Annotated in this window: 9 protein-coding genes and 1 pseudogene; 4 read left to right on the forward strand and 6 right to left on the reverse strand. The window is 74.4% G+C overall.

What is annotated here, in order from left to right; genetic code table 11:
- Positions 1 to 81: 81 nt before the first annotated feature.
- On the forward strand, positions 82 to 1,068 hold the full coding sequence (locus BLS95_RS32185) for a helix-turn-helix domain-containing protein (RefSeq protein ID WP_176993486.1): 987 nt from the start codon (positions 82 to 84) through the stop codon (positions 1,066 to 1,068).
- Between the two features lie 51 nt (positions 1,069 to 1,119).
- Positions 1,120 to 3,444, forward strand: a complete 2,325-nt coding sequence (locus BLS95_RS32190; RefSeq protein WP_090939987.1) for a serine/threonine-protein kinase — start codon at positions 1,120 to 1,122, stop codon at positions 3,442 to 3,444.
- Between the two features lie 16 nt (positions 3,445 to 3,460).
- Here BLS95_RS32190 and BLS95_RS58220 read toward each other — a convergent pair whose 3' ends face one another.
- From BLS95_RS58220 to BLS95_RS32215, 6 genes and pseudogenes are all read right to left on the reverse strand, one after another.
- Positions 3,461 to 5,701 (reverse strand): SWIM zinc finger family protein, encoded by a 2,241-nt coding sequence (locus BLS95_RS58220; protein WP_090939989.1) that lies wholly within the window; start codon positions 5,699 to 5,701, stop codon positions 3,461 to 3,463.
- A gap of 2 nt (positions 5,702 to 5,703) precedes the next feature.
- Entirely contained in the window at positions 5,704 to 8,928 is a 3,225-nt protein-coding gene (locus BLS95_RS57085) for a DUF5682 family protein (protein WP_245765428.1), read from the reverse strand.
- Between the two features lie 465 nt (positions 8,929 to 9,393).
- Positions 9,394 to 9,819: pseudogene (locus BLS95_RS59600) on the reverse strand (DUF5682 family protein); the annotation flags it as partial.
- Positions 9,780 to 10,952, reverse strand: a complete 1,173-nt coding sequence (locus tag BLS95_RS32205; protein ID WP_176993487.1) for an AAA family ATPase — start codon at positions 10,950 to 10,952, stop codon at positions 9,780 to 9,782. The pseudogene BLS95_RS59600 and the gene BLS95_RS32205, both read right to left, overlap by 40 nt.
- 28 nt (positions 10,953 to 10,980) lie before the next feature.
- Positions 10,981 to 15,807 (reverse strand): DNA-binding protein, encoded by a 4,827-nt coding sequence (locus BLS95_RS32210; protein WP_090939997.1) that lies wholly within the window; start codon positions 15,805 to 15,807, stop codon positions 10,981 to 10,983.
- Positions 15,804 to 16,664, reverse strand: coding sequence for a DUF4132 domain-containing protein (locus BLS95_RS32215; protein WP_090939999.1), 861 nt, complete (start codon positions 16,662 to 16,664; stop codon positions 15,804 to 15,806). The genes BLS95_RS32210 and BLS95_RS32215 overlap by 4 nt, the downstream gene beginning before the upstream one ends.
- 270 nt (positions 16,665 to 16,934) lie before the next feature.
- Between BLS95_RS32215 and BLS95_RS32220 the strand changes: the two genes are divergently transcribed.
- Both BLS95_RS32220 and menC read left to right on the forward strand, forming a co-directional pair.
- On the forward strand, positions 16,935 to 17,699 hold the full coding sequence (locus BLS95_RS32220; RefSeq protein ID WP_090940002.1) for a GNAT family N-acetyltransferase: 765 nt from the start codon (positions 16,935 to 16,937) through the stop codon (positions 17,697 to 17,699).
- Positions 17,696 to 18,796, forward strand: a complete 1,101-nt coding sequence (menC, locus tag BLS95_RS32225) for an o-succinylbenzoate synthase (protein WP_176993488.1) — start codon at positions 17,696 to 17,698, stop codon at positions 18,794 to 18,796. The genes BLS95_RS32220 and menC overlap by 4 nt, the downstream gene beginning before the upstream one ends.
- Positions 18,797 to 18,800: the final 4 nt, after the last annotated feature.

Genomic DNA, 18,800 nt, shown 5'->3' on the forward strand with positions numbered 1-18,800 from the left:
GTCAAAAGGTTGGCTCGACCGCATCAAGTTGGGTCCGTCCACGGGGGAAGGCTCGACGCGGTCGCGATGGGGGAGTCGCCCGTGCAACTCATCATGTCCACTCACGAGCTGCCACCTGCGGACCGGTTCGACGGCTGGCTGGAGACCATGTCGCGGCTCGTGGCGCCGGTGTCGTTCAGCACGGACGACCGGGCCGATTTCCACGGCAGGATCGAGACGCTGGACCTGGGGACCGTACAGGTCTCCTCTCATGACATCGGCAGCTGCGACGCCTCCCGCACCACCCGGCTGATCCGCCAGTCCGACCCCGAGGTCTTCTACCTCCTCTGCAACCAGGGCAGACGGATCGGCCTGACGCAGGACGGGAAGCACGTCGTGCTGGGTCACTCCGACATGGCGATCTACCACACTTCGCATCCCTTCCACGTCAGGACGGGCGGGGGGCGGGCGCTGCTGGTGGCCTTCCCGGGCAGCCTGCTGCCCTTCCCCCGGCGTGCGGTGGAGCAGAACGTCGCCAGGGTGATGCCGGGACTCCATGGCGTCGGCGCGTTAGCCGCGAGTTTCCTCAGCGGCCTGGCCGCCGACAGGACCTCCTACTCCACGGCCGACCTGGTAAGGCTCGGCATCACGCTGACCGACCTGGTCACCATGCTGCTCGGCCACCATCTCGACGCCGGCCTGCCCTCCGATACGGGGCAGCGCGCCCTGATGCTGCGCATCCACGCCTACATCCAGCAGAACCTCGGGGACCGCCAGCTGTCCCCCTCGTCGATCGCGGCCGCGCACAGCATCTCCGTACGCACCCTGCACCGGCTGTTCGCCTTGGAGAACGCGACGGTCGCCAGGTGGATCCGTGGGCAGCGGCTGGAACGATGCCGCCGTGACCTGGTGAAACCCACCGCCGAACACAAGCCGATCCACGCCATCGCCGCCCGCTGGGGCTTCTCCGACGCTGCCGTCTTCACCCGCGCCTTCCACGCCGCCTACGGGATGAGCCCGCAGGAATATCGAGCCCAGTTCCTCCCCGCCCCCGTCGGCTCCCTGGCCGGCCACGGGGAGGAGGCATGACGGGCGCACGGCTTGACGATCACGTGGCGCCCTCGCTAGGCAGGTGATCCTATGCAGCCTCTCCGACCTGACGACCCACGGTCGATCGGTCCCTATCGCATCGTCAGCCGCCTCGGTGTCGGCGGGATGGGGCAGGTCTACCTCGCCCGTTCCCGCGCCGGCCGCGAGGTGGCGCTCAAGCTCGTCCACCTGGGGCTGGCCGGGGACCCGGAGTTCCGGACCCGCTTCCGCCGTGAGGTGACGGCGGCGCGGGCGGTGGGCGGGGCCTTCACCGCCCCGGTGATCGACGCCGACCTGGACGCGCCCGTACCCTGGCTCGCCACCGTCTACCTGCACGGGCTGTCCCTGCAGCGAGCCGTCACGGAGCACGGTCCGCTGCCGCTGGACAGCGTGTTCGCGCTCGGCGCCGGGCTGGCCGAGGCGCTGGAGGCCATCCACCGGGCCGGTGTGGTGCATCGCGACCTGACGCCGTCCAACGTGATCCTGACCCCCGACGGTCCGAAGGTGATCGACTTCGGCATCGCCAGGGGCGCGGGTGCGGGCACCTTGACCGCTTCCGGCTCGGTCCTCGGGTCCCCCGGGTTCATGGCGCCGGAGCAGGCCACCGGGCGCGTGGAGACCGGTGCCGCGACCGACGTGTTCGCGTTCGGCGCGGTGCTCGTCTACGCGCTCACCGGTGTGGGCCCGTTCGGGAGGGGCGCGATCGAGGCGTTGATCTACCGGATCGTGCACGAGGAGCCCCGGCTGGACGGGGTGGCGGATCCGGACCTGCGGGACCTCGTCGCCGCCTGCCTGGTCAAGGAGCCGGAGTTCCGCCCCACCCCCGGGCTGATCCTGGAACGCCTCTCGCCGTACATCCCCCAGCCCGAGATACTGCAGGGCACCTCGTGGCTGCCCGCCGACCTGGGCGCCTCCGTCACGCGACGGCTGGACCCGCCGCCCGCCGCCCCGCCGGACGTCCCCGCCACGCGCCGCCTGGAGAAGCCGTACGCTCCCCCGGCCCCTCACCCGGTTCCTGCCGTCACCCGGCCGAAGCCGGGCCTCCGGGCCTCCGACCAGCAGGACCTGTCCAGGCGACGGATCCTGCGGCACGGGCGTACCGGCCTGGTCGTGGCGATCATAGGCGGAGTCGGCGCGCTCATGGCCTTCCCCCCGAAGTCGTCGCCGTCGCCGCCGCCGCGAAGCAACGACCGGCCGCTGCTCTCTGATCTCCAGATGAAGCTGAAGCCCACGCCCGTGAACGTGCCGAACGGGATCCGCTGGCGGACCCCGATGTCCTACGGCACCGATGAAAGGAAGCTGGCCGTCGTGGGCAAGGCGGTGTTCATCGCGGCCCCCGGCGGCCGCGTGCACGTGCTGGACGCCGGCACGGGCAAGAAGCGGTGGTCGGCACCGTACGAGTTGGCGTACACGGGAGGGGGCCTGGTCCCCGTCGTGAAGGACGGGACCGTCTACCTGCGTGACAGGTACTCGGTCTCCGCCTACGACCTCGCGACCGGCGAGTCCGGCTGGAAACGGGAGGTCGAGTCCCAGGTCCAGCAGCACCCGCCGGTCGTGGCCAAGGGAATGGTCGTCGTGCAGGGGAAGCGGAACTTAGCCGCCTACGACGCGGCGCGCGGCACCCCGCGCTGGACGCATGAGGGCGACGGCCGCTACGAGGGGAGCTTCACGTTCGCGGGCGACCTGGTCTACGCCGGTTTCACCAGCGACACCACTGAGATCAAGGCTATCGAGATCGCCACGGGGCGCGTCCGGTGGACGAGCACGCTGACCGACCAGTTCGGCGTCGCGTGCGTCGCCCTCAGGAAGTCCGGCGGATCGCTCTACGCGAGGCTGGGCGACGGGACGATCCACGCCCTGGATGCCGACTCCGGACGGCGCCGGTGGAGCAGCGCGGTGCGGGTGCGGCAGCGCGAGGTCACCGGCAGCCTCGTCCTGGCGGAAGGCGCCGTCTACAGCGTCGACGAGTCAGGGGACCTGCACGCCTTCGATGCCAGGACCGGCAAGCTCCGCTGGCGACGCCCGCTCGACCCCTTTGGGGAGGACGTGGGCCCTTCCCTGTCCGACCTCACGCCCGTACCGGCGGGCAAGCTGCTGTACATGCACGACTCCTCGCGAACCCTCCTGGCCGTGGAGACCGCCACCGGCAAGGTGCGGTGGCGGCGGGAGGTCGAGTGGGTCAACTTCACGGACAGCGTGGTCGTCGCCGCCGGAGCCGTCCATGTCGCGGTCACGCAGGCGGTGTGCAGCTTCGACATGAAGAGCGGTCGTCTCCTCAGGGAGGAGTCGCTATCGTTCCCGGAGGGCCTGCTCGCCACGGGAAACGCCCTCTACGTCACCGACACCGACTCGGTGCTCTCCCTCCGTATGCCCTGAGGCCCGTCCGCCATCGTCACTCGCCGGCCTGCCAGGACGCCTGGACGAGGGCACGTTCGGTGGCGGCCAGGTGGGTGGCGGTGGCGAGCCAGGCCCAGGCGTAGCGGTCGGGGGTGGGGTCGGTCAACCGGCCGAACACGTCCCGTTCGCGCCGGTCGGCCTCGGTGGTGAGGGCGGCGGCCAGTTCGGCGGCCGTCTTGAACCCGGAGCGGCGCAACGACGCCTGCTGTGCCTTGGCGTCCGTGCCGCGTCCCGACTCGGCCACGGCCCGACGACCGCCCGCGACCGCCAGCTCGACCAGCCGCCGAACCCGCCACAGCGGCGCGCTCGCCAGCGGATCCACCTCCTCCGTCGCCGCCGCCAGGTCGCCGGGCGGGCCGGGCGGGGGCAGGTGAGCACTTTGCAGGCGGTCGTACCCGAGGTCTGCGCGGTCCTGCCACTCGGCGGGCAACCGCAGCGTCATCCCGGCCCCCGGCACGGGCCCCACGGCGAACGGCCGCAACGTGGTCGCCCGATCCGGCTCCACCCGCCCCACGACCCGCACGCACAGCCCCGGCCGGGAGGCCAGCCGCCCTAGGTTGGCCACGTGCGCCAACTCGGGATGCCGACTGGCCGGCACCAGCCGAATCAACGGCCCGACCGGCCGCATCCCCCCGAAAGCCCCACCCTCCGCCACCACAACCCCACCGCCATCCGACACGGCCACCCCGCCAAGCGCTCCGGCTCCGCCGCCGTCCGGCACGGCCACACCACCCAACGCCCCCGCTCCACCGCCGTCCGGCATCCCGCCGAGCGTCCTCGCCCCGCCGCCGTCCGGCGTGGGCACCCCGTCAAGCGTCCCGGCCTCGTCTCCGTCCGGGGCGGGCGCGTCGGTGGCCGTTGTGGGGTGGTGGGCGGGCGGGGTGGGGGCGAGGGCGCGGGCGAGGACGTGGTCGCCGGACGCGCCGACGATCATCAGGTCGCAACCGACCGGCTCCCTGGCCACCTCCTCCGTGCCCGACTCGCTCCAGACCTCGCCCGAAAGCCTCGCCTGGGCCTCCTCGGACAGTGGGCGGGCGAACAGGGCGGCCATCGGGCCCTCGGCCCATGGCAGGCCGCGTACCGGAGTGGCGCGTACACCTCGGCCCGCTCCGAGCCGGCCGTCCGGCGAGACCGTGGCCCCGACGATCAGCAGGCCGGACCTGGCAAGCTGGGAGTGGTTCAGGGTGGCCGAGCCGATGGCGACGGGTGCGGTGGCCGCGCCGCGCGCCCGGGCCGCGCCACCCGGCCTGACGTCTGCGACCGAGAACCACCGGCCGTCCTCCGCGACGACGTGAGTGACCACGCCGCCATAGCCGGTCGCGCTGATCACCGGCTCCCGGAAGGCGCCGTACACGCGCAAACTGCCACCCTGCTCGTACGCGCGCCGGACGCTGCCGGTCAACGCCGGGTCCGGATCGCCCGCCGCCAGGCGGCCCGCGATGAGCAGGAGCTCCCGAAGGGCGGACACCAGGTCCGAGAGCTGGTGTCCGACTCGCTGTTCGCGGGCCGACCGCAGCTCCCGTACGACGCGGATGGCAGCGGCCTCGGCTCTGGGCAGCCTGGCGAGGCGGGCACTGTGAGCGGCACGGAGCAACTCGGCCTGGGGCACCGCGCCCGCCGCCGGCACCCCGGCCGCGAGCACCGCCGCCCCGGCGGCCCACAACCCCGCTGCAGCCGCCACCTGCGCCGGAGCCGGCCCAGCCGGAGGAGCTGACGCCGGTTGGGGCGGGTTCGGCACCGCCGCCGCCCGCTCCTGACTTGGCGCCTCGGGCGGGGTCCGGCCAGGGGCGGCGATCGGCTGGTCAGAGGCGGCCGTTCCCGGCTCCACGGGATCGGTGGCCGCCGTACCCGGCTCCACGGGATCGGTGGCGGCCGTTCCCGGCTCCACGGGCTCCATGGTGGCCGTCGCATCCGTGGGATCGGGGGTGGCCGCCAGCGGGCATGCGCTGAGTACCGCCGCCCGGTGCAGGCATCTGGGCGCGAGCAGGCAACTGCACCGTGCCTGGCCGTCCTCGGCGACCACCCCGCCCGCCCCGGGTGAGAGCGTGACCACCGCGTCCTCGCCGCACGTGATCCGTACCCCCTCCCCGTCCACCACCACGACGGGCAGGGCCGCGTACTGCTCGATGGCCGTGTCCAGCTTCTTCCGCAGCCGGGAGGTGAGCCCCTCCACGGCGTCTGCCACCACGTGCGGCACCACGGGTGGCAGCCGGTCACCGGGGGGAACGTTCGACATGTTCACCGGTTCTCTCCGCGAAGGCGTTCCCCCACCCAGCGGGCGAGGGCGAGCGGGCTGAGGGCGGCGACCGGCATCCCGGCCGCGACGAGCTGTTGGGCGATGGGCAGCGAATAACGTGGCGCCCCGGTGTCGTCCAGAGCGGCGCAGCCCAGCAGATGTACGCCGGAGCCCGCCAGGGCGCGCACCTCCGCGAGCAGCCCGCCGATCGGACAACCCTCCTCGAAGTCGCTCACGACCACGACGAGCGTCCGGCTCGGTACGGTCACAAGCGACCGCGCCTGTGCCAGGCCCGCCGCGATGTGTGTGCCACCACCCACCCGTACTTCGAGCAGCAGCGAAAGCGGGTCGGCCACCCGTTCGGTCAGGTCGATCACCTGCGTGGAGAACGTCAGGAAGTGCGTCGACAACGTCGGCACGCCCGCCAGGACGGCGGCCGTCAGCGCCGACCACACCACCGACGCCTCCATCGAGCCGGACACGTCCACCACCAGGATCAGCCGCCAGTCGGCCTCCTGCCGCGCCCGCGTGCTGAACACCGGTCGCTCGGGCACCACGACCAGCCGCCCGTCCTCCAGGCGTCGGCTGTGCCGGAGGTTCGCGCGCAGGGTACGCGGCAGGTCCAGCGGGCCGCCTGGTCGGCGGGTCGGGCGCGGGTTCGCCAGGCCGGTCATCGCGGGGCGCAGCCTGGTCGCCAGCTCGCGGGTGAGCTCGGCGACCAGGCGCCGCACCAACGGGCGCAGCCCGGCGAGCTGCTGCTCGGGCAGGCCGCCCGCCAGGGACAGCACGGAGGTCAGCAGTTCGACCGACGGCCGGACGGAGGCCGGGTCCAGCTCCGCCAGCACGTCGGTACGCCCCGCGTCGGCGGCACCGGCCAGCACCTCCTCGCGGACGTCCGACCCGAACAGCGCCTCCAGCTCCTCCGCCCACTCCCGGGCCGTCGGGAAGGACTGCTCCCGGCCGCCGGTGCCGTCCCCGTTCGAGAGCCCGAAGTCGTCCGAACCCTCGCCGCGCCCCCGTCCGTACAGCTCGTCGAGGGCACGCGCGTAGGCGCGGGCCTGGGACGGCAGTTTCTGGGAGTCGCGTCCGAGCAGCAACCGCCACCGATCGACCGGCGCCAGCCCGTGCGCAACCGCCGTCCGGGCGGCGCAGACCCCGGGCTGAACGGGCTCCTCCTCCCCCGACGCGGGTGGGCCGGCTGGAACGGCGGCTTCGGCCAGGCCCAGGGAGTGCAGGACCGCCAGGGCCGCCGTGTCGGCGGCCGTCCAGCGGCCGAGCAGCTCGGGCGGGGCGTCCAGCGACAGGTCGAGCCGGTCACCGAGCCGTTCGGACACGGTGCCGAGCAGCCGCGTACGCGCCGCCGGGGTCAGCGTGTCGAACCCGCCGCGCAACGCCGGCAGCCGGTCCAGGAAGTCCTTGTCGGCCAGGCCGTCGATGCGGTCCATGAGGGGGTGCAGTGCGGCGGGAGCCGATTCGAGCAGCGGGCCGGCCGCGGTCAGCACGCCGGTCAGCAGGCGGCCGAGGCGACGGCGCCCGTCCGGGCCGGTGGCGTGGTCGATCCAGCCCGCCGCCCGGGCGCCCAGCGTGCCGGCTCCTTCGAGGTCCAGCAGCACGCGGGCCGCCAGCGCCGCGCCCTGCATGAGCGGGGACGCCGTACGGGCCAGCTCGTCGAGCACATCGTCCATCCGCAGCCCCAGGCGTTCCTCGCCGGTCCGGGTGACGAGCGCGACCAGGGCGGCGGCGTCCTCGGGCCGCTCGCTGCCCGCCAGGCCCGGGAGCGCCCGGACTGCTGCCTCCAGCAGGGTGCCGGACAGCTCGGCGGCCCGCCGGCGGCCCTGTGGCGTGGTGCCGGGGAGGTGTTCGCGGCGGAGGGCTTCGAGCAGGTCGAGGGCGTCCAGCAGCTCGGCCAGGGTGGCGGTGGCGGGCAGCGCGGTGGCGGCTTCGGCCAGGCGATCGGCGACCAGTTCTGGCAGGTCGCACTCGGCCGCCGCGCGCAGACCGTCGAGAATGAGCCGGCACGTGGGCCCACCCTCCGCCGACTCACGCCGGTACGTCTCCCGCAACGTGCCCGCGGCGGCCTGAGCGGGAGTCACCCCCCGTACGCCCGCCAGGTCGAGCAGGGCCGGGACCGCCGGGGTCCAGTTGAGCCGCCACCTGGTGCCGAGCGCGGAGGCGTCACCCGTGCCCGTCACCTCGATCGGCTCGCCGTAGTCGACGCCGCAGACGAGCAGGCGGCGCAGCAGGATCTCGCGGCGCGCGTCGAGGGCGGAGCGGAGCGGGTCGAGGCGCATCTCCCGGCGCTCCGGATCGTCCGGGCCCGGTAGCCGCAGCTCCTTCAGCTCGGCCTCCACGGCGGGGCCGAGGCCGGAGCGTGGTGTGCCGGGAGCGGTCCGGCCGCGTCGCGTGCCGACGAATACGGTGTCCAGGGCGCGGGCCAGCACCCGTCCACGGCCGAGGGGTTCGCCCTGGCCGAGGACGGTGGTCACGGCTTCGAGCAGTTCGCCGCGGCCCGGAGCCGGCAGGCCGCGCAGCCGGGCCAGGTCGCAGGCCATGCGCAGGGTCTCGGCGGCCTCTCCGGTGCCGGCGGTGTGGCCGGCCTTGCGTACCTCCCTGCACAGGTCGGTGATGGCACGGGCGGCGCCGTCGGTGACCCGCCCGGGATCACCGCCGGCCTCGAACACCGCCTGCTGCCAGCGGGGATCCCGGATGCCGGCGGGGTAGCCGGAACGGGAGTCAAGCAGGTCGAACGCGTACGGAACGAGCGACACAACCGGCTGAGGCCGCGACCGCGTGCCGGCGACCGCCGCTGGCCCCTTGATCGACGTAGGGCCGGAGACCGACGCAGAGGCCGTGACCGGTGGCGTCCCGGACGATGTCGCCGTCGTCACCGGCTCGGGGGCGTCGGCCGCCTGGCCGGGGGTGGCGGGCGGGAGAAGGGCGGGAGCGTGGAAGGCGCCGATCACCGCGGCGACGCGACGGCCGCCGGTCGTTGCCTCGGTGATGACCTGCCGCATGTGGGCCTCGCGCGCCAGGTCCCCGGCCGGAACGCCGCCCGCCTCCTCGGCATCCCTGCGCAGGGCCCAGCCGACCCCGAGCGCGGCCCGGCGCACGGCCTCGGGCTCGCTCTCGGGAGCGCGGACCTCGACGACCCGGTCCCACAGGTCATCGCCTTCACGACCTGTGCCGGAAGCGGCCAGCGCGTCGGCAAAGGACCGCCGACGCCCCACCGCCACCTCGGAGCCGCCCGCACCCGGCCCAGAACCACCATCAAGCCCAGCCCCATCGAGGTCAGGCACATCGGCGGCTGGGGCTGGGGCCAACGCCGGGGCGGGGACTGGCGCTGGGGCGGGAGCGGGATCCGGGGCTGAGGCGGAGCCGGGCGCCAGCGCCGGGGCGGGAGCGCGAGTGGGGGCCGGGACCGCAGCGGGAGTGGGGGCTGGTGCTGGGGCCGGAGCGGGATCCGGGGCTGAGGCGCGGCCGGGCGCCAGCGCCGGGGCGGGAGCGCGAGTGGGGGCCTGGGCCGCAGCAGGAGTGGGGGCTGGTGCTGCGGCGGTGGCTGGGGCGGGCGTGGGTATGGGGGCCGGGGCCGATGCGGGAGTGGGGGCTAGGGCTGGCGCCGGCGCTGGGGCGGCGGGTGGGGCGGGCTTGGGAAGGGGGGCCGGGGCGGGAGGCGGGGCGGAAGCTGGGGTTGGGGTGGGTTGGGGGTGGCCGCGATCTGACAGTGGTAGGTCGCAGCACAGCACCTCCACCCCCCGCTCCCGGGCCCATCGGATGGCCACCAGTTCCGGTGAGAAGTCCGCGAACGGGTAGAACGCGAGCCCGCCGTCCGCCCCCGCCCCCGCCAGCGCCACCGGCGCGACGGTCTCCGGGGCGGCCAGGTGTTCCAGCCACGGCTGGAAGTCCGCGGGCAGCTCAACGCACACCACCTCGGCCCCGGACGCCTCCAGCAGGCCGGGCAGGACCACGGACAGCGCCGGGCTGTGGTGCCGTACCCCGATCAGGTACGGCCGGTCGGAGCCGGCCAGGGCGGCGACCGCCGCGCGGGGGCCGAGCGGCCCGCCGGTTTCGGGGGTCGAGGTCACCGGAGGTTCTCCCGCAGGTCCCACAGCCGCCGCCACATCGCCGCCCCGTCCTCCGCGCGCCGCCGTACCGGCCCGTCCCAGTAGCCGAGCAAGCGCCCGTGATCGGCGGGATCGTCCTTGCGGACCACGCCGAGCAGGTGGCCCGGCACCAGGTCGAGTACGTCACCCGCCGGCAGGTACGCCGCCGCCACCCCCAGCGAGGCCGCGACCTGCACCGCCTCGGCCGTCGACATCACGGTTCCTGGCCGCTCCACGTCCCAGCCCTCGTCGGACCGCCCGGTACGCAGGTCGCGGAAGACCGTCACCAGCACCTCCAGCACGGCGTCGTCCACCCCGAACGCCGCCCCGGCCCGCCGCACCACCGCGGTCGCCTGGCGGCGCACCAGTGCGGTCTCCGCCACGGCGTCCGCGATGGGCCCCACGGTCTCGAAGTTGAACCGCCGCTTCAGGGCCGCCGACATCTCGGACACGCCGCGGTCACGCAGGTTGGCCGTGGCGATCACGGTGAACCCGGGCGCCGCCGCGACCTGCGCGTCCTCCGTACCGGTCAGCTCCGGGACGCTCACCCGCCGGTCGGACAGGATCGACACCAGGGCGTCCTGCACTTCGGGCAGGCAGCGGGTGATCTCCTCCACTCTGGCCACCCGGCCCGAGCGCATGGCGGTGAGCACCGGCGAGTCCACCAGCGCCTGCCGGGACGGGCCCTGGGCCAGCAGCAGGGCGTAGTTCCAGCCGTAGCGGAAGGCGTCTTCGGTCGTGCCGGCCGTGCCCTGCACGGTGAGCGCGCTGGTGCCGCACACGGCGGCGGCCAGCAGCTCCGACAGCATCGACTTGGCGGTGCCGGGCTCGCCCACGAGCAGCAGCCCGCGCTCGCCGGCGAGCGTCACCACGCACCGCTCGACGAGCGAGCGCTCACCGACGAACTTGGCCTCCACCCGCAGCCGCGCCGGGACACCGGCGGCCCGCCGCTCCTCGGGCAGTTCGAGCGGCTCGCCACCGCCGCCGCAGACGAACGTCACCACCGCCCGCGGCGTCAGCGCCCACCCGGGCGGTCGGGGCCCGTCGTCGTAGGAGGCGAGAAAGGCCAGCTCGGTCGCGTACCGTTCTTCGGCCGCGAGCACCTGGCGGGCCGGAGCGGCCGCCGTCGCCTGGTCATCGGTCATGGTCATCGAATGTCCTCACGCAGATCAGGGGGGTTCATCGGCGCCGTCCGCGCCTGACCTTCAGCTCTTCGTAGCGGGGCAGATCGCCTTCGCGTATCCGGCGCCACGCCCTGGCGTACAGGTCGGCGACGGGTTCGAGCGGCACCAGGGCCACGCTCCGGCACGGCTGGAACATGGAGAGCTTCCACCGCTCGACGGGGAGGCTGGGCGCCTCCAGCTCCGCCCATCCGCCAGGCAGGAACAGGGAGCGCCCCGCCCGCGGCCTGGTGGCCTCGATCACGAGGTCGGTGGCGGCCAGCTCGGCCCGGGCGGCCTTGAGCCGGGCGGGCTTCCAGCCGGTCCACCGGGCGACGTTGCGGTCGGTCGGGTCCGGCATGGCCAGCAGGACGAGGTAGACGGCCGCGGCGTCCGCGCCGAGCCCGTACGTCGCGGCGACCTCGGCGACCAGGTCGGGGACCGAGCGGGTGGGATCCTGCGGCCACCCCTCCTCGCCGCCGGCTTCCGCGACGAGGGCCTCGAAACGCGGATCACGCGCCAGCCGCAGGGCGATCTCGATCGGTAACCGCTCTTCCGTCCCGAGCAGGGCCCGCAGGTAGGGGTCGTCCTCGTCGAACAGGGCGACCCGGAGGGCGGGCGCGGTCCAGTGGCGGAGGGTGGGCAGGATGAGGCACCCGTACCGGACGAATCCCTCGCCGGTCTCGGTCGGCGCGCCCGCGGCCTTCTGGTACGTGGCCAGCTCGACGTGGCGGCCGAGGTTGAGCAGCAGCTCGGGCGCGGCCAGCCGGTCGCGGACGGCGGCCAGCGCGGCGGGCAGCGCCGCCCGGATCGGGTCGCCGGCGGGCAGCCGGTGGGCCAGCCACGCCACCATGGAGACGACGGCGACGAGCGTTTCCGCGTCGAACCCCGGGCCCTGCCCGTCCGCCCGGCGCACCTCGCTGCCCTGGACGGTCCAGGACAGGTCGCGGCTCAGCTCGCGGGTGGCGGCCGGGTCGAGGAGGGCGCGGAGGGCGCGGCCCGCGGCCCAGGTCGTATTGACCGCGCGGGCCGCCTCCACCGGCAGCCACTCGGGCACGGCCGCCTGCCGGCCGACCTCGGCGTTCCACACCTCGGCCGCGGCGGCCACGTCGGGGCCGTCGGTCCAGAGCCGCGCCGGGTCGGCGGGCAGCAGCGCCCCGACGACGGCCTGCCGCACGCCGACGCCCAGCAGGCGCAACTCGTCCCTGGCGACCGCCGCCTCGCCCTCCTTCACGTCGAGCGTCGTGCGCATCTCCTTCGTGAGGAAACCGCGATGGTACGACTCCGCTCCCGGCATCCCGGCCACCACCAGGCTCGCGAGCGTCCGGGACACGCCGGTGAGCCGGGCGAACTCCGTAGCCGCCGCCGGCCGGAACGGCACCGGCCCGCGCGCCTCAAGCTCGGCGAGGAACGCCTCGACCCAGCCGTCCGGCCGATCCCCGCCGACCGGGGAGGAGGACACGACGGTGTACGGCGGCGGCACCTCGAACAGGCCCAGCGGATCGTGGTACAGCACCTCCCAGCTGATCATGGAGCCACCGTGGTCGTAGTCGAGCACGGTCACGAAGGCCATGAACGCCCCGCCGCCCCTCGGCAGCACCCCGTACCATCTCCGGTCGTCCCACTCACCGTTGAGCTCGGTCATGTGCCGGTCGTCGAGCCGCACCGTCATCCGCCGCCACCGGTCAGGGGCGGCCGAGAGCGGCAGGCCGCGCCCGTGCAGCTCCGTGAGCAGCGTCCGCAGCGCGGCGCGGTGCTCCTGGCCGGACAGCTCGGCCGCCGCGCGGAAGGCCACGGCGGCGGCGTGGTCGAGCACCGAAGAGGTCCAGCGCAGGTCGGAGCCGGGCAGTTCGGGGTCCAGCCGGGGCCGGTCCGGCCGGGCGGCCGGCTCCGCGGCGGACAGCAGCTCGCCGATGATCCGGATCTGGCCGACGACGCCGTCCCCGCCCGTGCGGTGCCAGTGGGTGCCGGCGTCGGCCTTCAGCCCGTTGAGCGCCTTGCCGAGCAGGCCATCGGAGGGCCCGGCGGGCCCGCGCGGCCGGTCGGCCCCGGCCAGCGTCTTGCCGAGCCTGGCCATGACGGCGTGCAGCGCGGCCCGCTGCTGGGCGGCGAAGCGCGCGACCCCGGCGATCCCGGCCACCAGCGCGCCGTTGCCGAGGCCCGGCAGCAGCGCCCGGATCAGGGCCTCCAGCTCACTGGGGGGCCGGCTGACGCCGTCGAGTTCGGCGGCCTTGAGCATCGAGGCCGCGGCGTCGTCGTCGATCCCGCGCAGCGCGGCCGACCCGGCGGGGTCGCGGGGCTCGAAGTACGTCCAGTAGCGCACCGGAGGCAGGATGGCGGTGCCCTCGCCGAACGGACCCGGCTCCCGGTCGGTCATCATCCTGGCGGTGACCACGCCGTCGCGGTCGATCAGGTTGAGCCGGTAGTTCCCGCGCGTCACGGCGCAGGCGTGCTCGGCCCCGGAAAATCTCAACGCGCGCTCGGGGATCCCGGCGTCCCGTGGCACGGTGACGCGGCCGTCGCCCGTGTCCTCCGCCCGGATGGACCCGTCGGGCAGCCGTATCACCCGCCAGCCGAACACGCCGTCCACCGGCGCGCCGACGGGCGTGGGGGCGGCGGAAGGGGCGGGCAGCACCCAGCCGTCCAGGAGCTCGCTGCCCGCCGGGGCGTCGCGCAGCGCGTCGGCGAGGAAACCCGGCATGCCCTTGCGGCCCTCCCGGCCGCTGACCGGGTCGAACTCATGCCAGCCGGGCGGGCCGTCCCCGTCCCGGGACCAGACCCAGAACGAGGTCCCGTCGCTGATCACCTCGCGTTCGTCGGGCACCGACGTGTCGCCCCGGTGCAGTACGGCGTGCCCGGTGGTGCGGCCGCCGCCGGGCAGGGCCAGGCTGGCGGGACCGTCACCGCCGTAGTAGTCGAGCTTGAGGCCCCTGACGTTGCCGCCCTCCAGGTCCAGGACCTGGTCGGGGGCGGTGTGCCAGTAGCCGCGCAGCAGACTGTTCCGGTCCTGCGAATGCCAGTAGACCAGCAGCTCGCCGTCCACGTAGTGGAAGCCGGGGTGCATCCACGTGTCGTCGTCCGGGACGCGCAGGTCGTGGGTGAGCACCGTACCCTCGGGGCCGAGCACGCTGACCTTGGCGGGCCCGGCGACGATCGCGTAGGGCCAGGCGTCGGCGACCACGATGTCTTTGACGCCCCACCGGGGCGCTGCGGCCGCGACGGCCTCGTCCCAGGCCGGCCAGCCCAGCTCGTCGATCAGCCCGGCGCGCAGGGTGCGGGCCAGCAGCCGGGTGACGTCCGCGGCGGCGACCTCGCGGATCTCCTCCTCCGCCAGCCGCAGCGCCTCGCCGGGCAGCCAGGCCAGGTGGCGCAGGGCGTCGGGAATGTCGGGCAGCCCGGCGGCCGAGGCGCGCCGCGCCAGCTCGCGCACCCACCCGGCCAGCATCGGCCGCCCGCCGGGGGTCTCCGCCAGCAGCCGGATGGCGCGCCGGCCGGCCTCGTCGTCGTGGCACCAGTAGGCTCCGCCCCGGAACGAGGCTTCGAACCGGCCGTCGGCCGCCAGCGCCACCAGGTCGCGCTGCCCCTCGCCGTCCCCCCAGTCCGCCAGCAGGAGCCGGTGGTGGTCACCCGGGCGGGCCACCGGTATGTCCAGGGACAGGAGCTGGTCGAGCAGGTCGACCTCCACCGGGGCCGCCAGCGTGCGGCCGGCGGCGGTCAGCTCGGCCCGCAACGGGCCACCCAGCCGCTCGATGAGCGTGTGGAGCCGGGGCAGGCGCGGTGGCCGCCCCCACGGGCTGTCGCGGCACTCAAGGAAGCGCGTCAGCCAGCCCGTGATGCCGTCGGCGGGCCGGAGCAGGCCCTCGGCCAGGTCGCCGGTTGCTCCCGACGACTCCAGGATCTCCAGCCAGACGCCGGGCATGTCGTGGTCCCTGGTCTCCGGCATGATCTCCAGCAGCTTCGCGCGAACGGCGGGGTCGTCCTTGCCCATCGCGGCGATGGCGGAGGCGTGCGACCTCCACCAGCCGGTGGCCGCCCGCTGGGTGGCCGGCAGGGCGATCAGCTCGGCAAGGTAGGCGCGCTCGGCGGCGTCGGCGCCCGCCTTGGTGGTGCGGGCGAGCCTGCGCAGGTCCTGCGCCATCTGCGCCGAGGGCGGCAACCCGCCCGCGGTCCGCCGCACGCACAGCCGGGTGAAGCGGCGCAGCGCCTCGTCGGCGGGCAGGCGGCCGGCCAGCTCCCTGGCGTATCCGGACAGCACCTTGACCGGCAGCGCCCCCGCCAGCGCGAACTCCAGGAACACGGCGTCCAGCCGGTCCTCGTCCACGTCGAGCCCGTGCTCCGCCTCCGCCGCGCGGGCGCGGGAGAACATCTGGCCGGCGTAGGTCGCGTTGTCCAGGCCGGCGAAGACGCGCCCGGCCTGTTCGTAGAACGTGGGCAGGAAGTGCGGCACCGACGCGGCGAGCCGGCCGGCCAGCTCCTGATAGGCGTCGAGCGCGGCCTTGGCCTTGGACTTGGCCTGCCGGGCGATGCGTTCGAGCTCGGGCACGACGGCCAGCGCGTGATGGCCGTCGTCCGGGTGGTGTACGAGCACCCACTCGGGGAAGCCGAGCGAGCGGCGCAGCCCGATGCCGATGACCTCGGGCTCGCCCGCCGGCTCCAGCCCGAGGAACCCGGCCGCCAGGTCCTCGGCCGCGCGAAGCTCCTCGGCCACCAGCCGGACCACCACCCGGTCGTCCAGCCCCGGATGCCGGTAGGCGCGGGCCACCAGCGGCACCGCCCCCTCACCCGCCCCCGCGGCCTCGGGCGGCCGCACACCCCCGGCCTTGAGCACCTCCCGCGCCTCCGTCATGACCCCTCCTCGATCTGCCGGCCTGCGTGGAGCCCGGCGGCCATCCGCATTCCCTCCGACCACGCCACCGGCCCGACCTCGGACAGCGGCAGCGACCTGCCCTCCTGGTCGTGCCAGGTGAGGTTGCCGGTCGCCGTCTCGCTCTCCCAGTACGGCTCCCCGATCCACACCGCCGCCTCCGCGATGCGCCCCGCGTCCCGGACCCGGCACGTGGCATAGCCGCCGGTCACCCGGTAACCGAGCCGCGTGGCCCGGGCCGCGAGCCCGAACCGGGAGGAGTATCTGCCACCGGCGAACTCGGTCACCTCCGTCGCCCGCGCCTTCACCTCGGCGGGCTTGCGCCAGGTCGCCCGGTGGATCTGCTCGACCGTCTGCGTCACCCCCAGCTCGGCGGCGAACTCCCGCAGATCGTCCAAATCGGGCAGCAGCACCGGGTGGGGCAGTGTCACCGTCTCCACGGACAACCGGACGGTCTCGCCGTCGAGGTTGACCACCCGCAGCTCGCCCGAGGCGGTGGCGTCCCGCAGGAACCCGGCCTCGTCGGGGTCGTCACCGACGATGACGAGGTCGCGCAGCGCCGCCTGCCACGCCTCGTCCGGCCACACCCGCGCCAGCAGCCCGGTCGGGACGGGCAGGGACGACACCATCCAGGTGTCCACCTGCGCGACGCACGCCGCGGCGTGCCGGTCGAGCCACTCGGCCAGCCGGCGCAGCCGGTCGACCTCGGGGTGCTCGCGCAGGGCCCTGGGCAGCGTCTTGAGCTGCCGCCCCGCCGCCCGGCCGCTGGTGGAGCGCGCCGCCACCCGGCCATCTATGAGGGCGACCTCGTATCCGTCGCCCGCCGCCAGCCAACCCAACGCGTCCGCCTTTCAGAGGTCATGGAGATGCACAGGTCATGGAGACAGGAATGCCGCGGTCTCCGATGCCGCGATGCGGGGAACGCTAGCGACCCCGACCGACAAATGGATCTCCGGGAGCCCGGGGAATCGCCCGGCTCACCGCCGTTGAGCGTCCCGGCCCGTGCGCTTCGACGAACGCAGGCCTCCTCCTTGGTAGTCCGGCACGAATACGCCGACCGCACTATGACATACCGTCGCCAGTGAATATCCAGGACGAAAGGCGGCAAGTTGATCGCGGTCAGGGAGCTCCATGAGGTCGCGGAGTTCGAGCGGGTCCTTGGGCTGTACAACGAGATCTGGCACTTCGAACCCGGCGACCCGCCCATCACGCTGGAACTGATGTGCGCCTTCGCGCACGCCGGCAACTACGTGGCGGGGGCCTTCGACGGTGACCGGCTCGTCGGCGGCTCGGTCGGGTTCTTCGCCGCGAACGGCGCGCTGCACTCCCACATCACCGGCGCGGCGCCGCAGGGAGGTGTCGGGCTGGAGCTGAAGCTGCACCAGCGGCGCTGGGCCCTGGAGCGCGGCCTGGAGCGCATCACCTGGACCTACGACCCGCTCGTACGCCGCAACGCCCACTTCAACCTGGCCAAACTCGGCGCCCGCCCCGAGGAGTACCTCCCCAGCTTCTACGGCGTCATGACCGACGCCATCAACCAGGGCGACGAGTCCGACCGCCTGGTCGCCTCCTGGCCGATCACCGCGCCGCACGTCGAAGCGCTCGCGCGGCGCGAGCCCCACGCCACGCCGGTGCCGGAGGACGCCGTCGTGGCGCTCGCCGACGAGGGCGGCCGGCCCGTCACCGGGCGCGCCGACGCCGCGAAGGTGCTGGTGGGCCTGCCCGCCGACATCGAGGCGTTGCGGCGGACCGAGCCGGGCATTGCCAAGGCGTGGCGGCACGCCGTCCGCGACGTGCTCGGGGGCCTGATGGGCGAAGGTTGCCGGGTGACCGGGTTCCACGAGAAGTCCTTCTATGTAGTGGAGAGAGTGTGAAGATCACCGGAGTAGAGCTGCGGCGGATCGCGATGCCGCTGGTGGCGCCGTTCCGCACCTCGTTCGGTACGGAGACCACCCGCGACATCCTGCTGGTCCGGGTCGTGACCCCGGACGGCGAGGGCTGGGGCGAATGCGTGGCCATGGCCGAGCCCCTCTACTCCTCCGAGTACGCCGACGGCGCCGCCGACGTCATCCGCCGCTTCCTGCTGCCCGCCCTGCCGAGGACGCTCGGCGTCAACGACGTCGGCCACGCCCTGGCGCCGATCAAGGGGCACCGCATGGCCAAGGCCGCCCTGGAGACGGCCGTGCTCGACGCGCAGTTGCGGGCGTCCGGCGAGTCGTTCGGACGTTTCCTCGGCGCGGTCGCGGACCGGGTGCCGTGCGGGGTGTCGGTGGGCATCATGGACTCCGTTCCGCAGCTCCTCGACGCCGTCGCGGGCTATCTCGACGAGGGCTACGTCCGCATCAAGCTGAAGATCCAGCCCGGCTGGGACGTCGAGCCGGTACGCGCGGTGCGCGAGCGGTTCGGCGACGACGTGCTCCTCCAGGTGGACGCCAACGCCGCCTACTCCCTGGCCGACGCGCCCCGGCTGGCCCGGCTGGACGCGTTCGACCTGCTGCTCATCGAGCAGCCGCTGGCCAACGACGACCTGGTCCAGCACGCCAGGCTGGCCCAGCGGCTGCGGACGCCGATCTGCCTGGACGAGTCGATCGAGTCGGCCGATCACGCCGCGGCGGCGATCGCCCTCGGCTCCTGCTCCATCGTCAACATCAAGCCCGGCCGGCTCGGCGGCTACCTCGAAGCGCGCCGCGTCCACGACCTGTGCCGGGCCAACGGGGTCGCCGTCTGGTGCGGCGGCATGCTGGAGACCGGGCTCGGCCGGGCCGCGAACGTGGCGCTCGCGGCGCTGCCCGGGTTCGCGCTGCCGGGCGACACCTCGGGCTCGCGCCGCTACTACGCGACCGACATCACCGATCCGTTCGAGCTGGTGGACGGGCACCTGGAGGTGCCGACCGGCCCCGGGCTCGGGGTCACGCCGATCCCCGAGGTGCTCGACGAGGTGACCACGTCCACCGAGTGGATCACCCTCTGACGCC

Origin of the sequence: Nonomuraea jiangxiensis, assembly GCF_900099965.1 — a bacterium.
Classification (GTDB): domain Bacteria; phylum Actinomycetota; class Actinomycetes; order Streptosporangiales; family Streptosporangiaceae; genus Nonomuraea; species Nonomuraea jiangxiensis.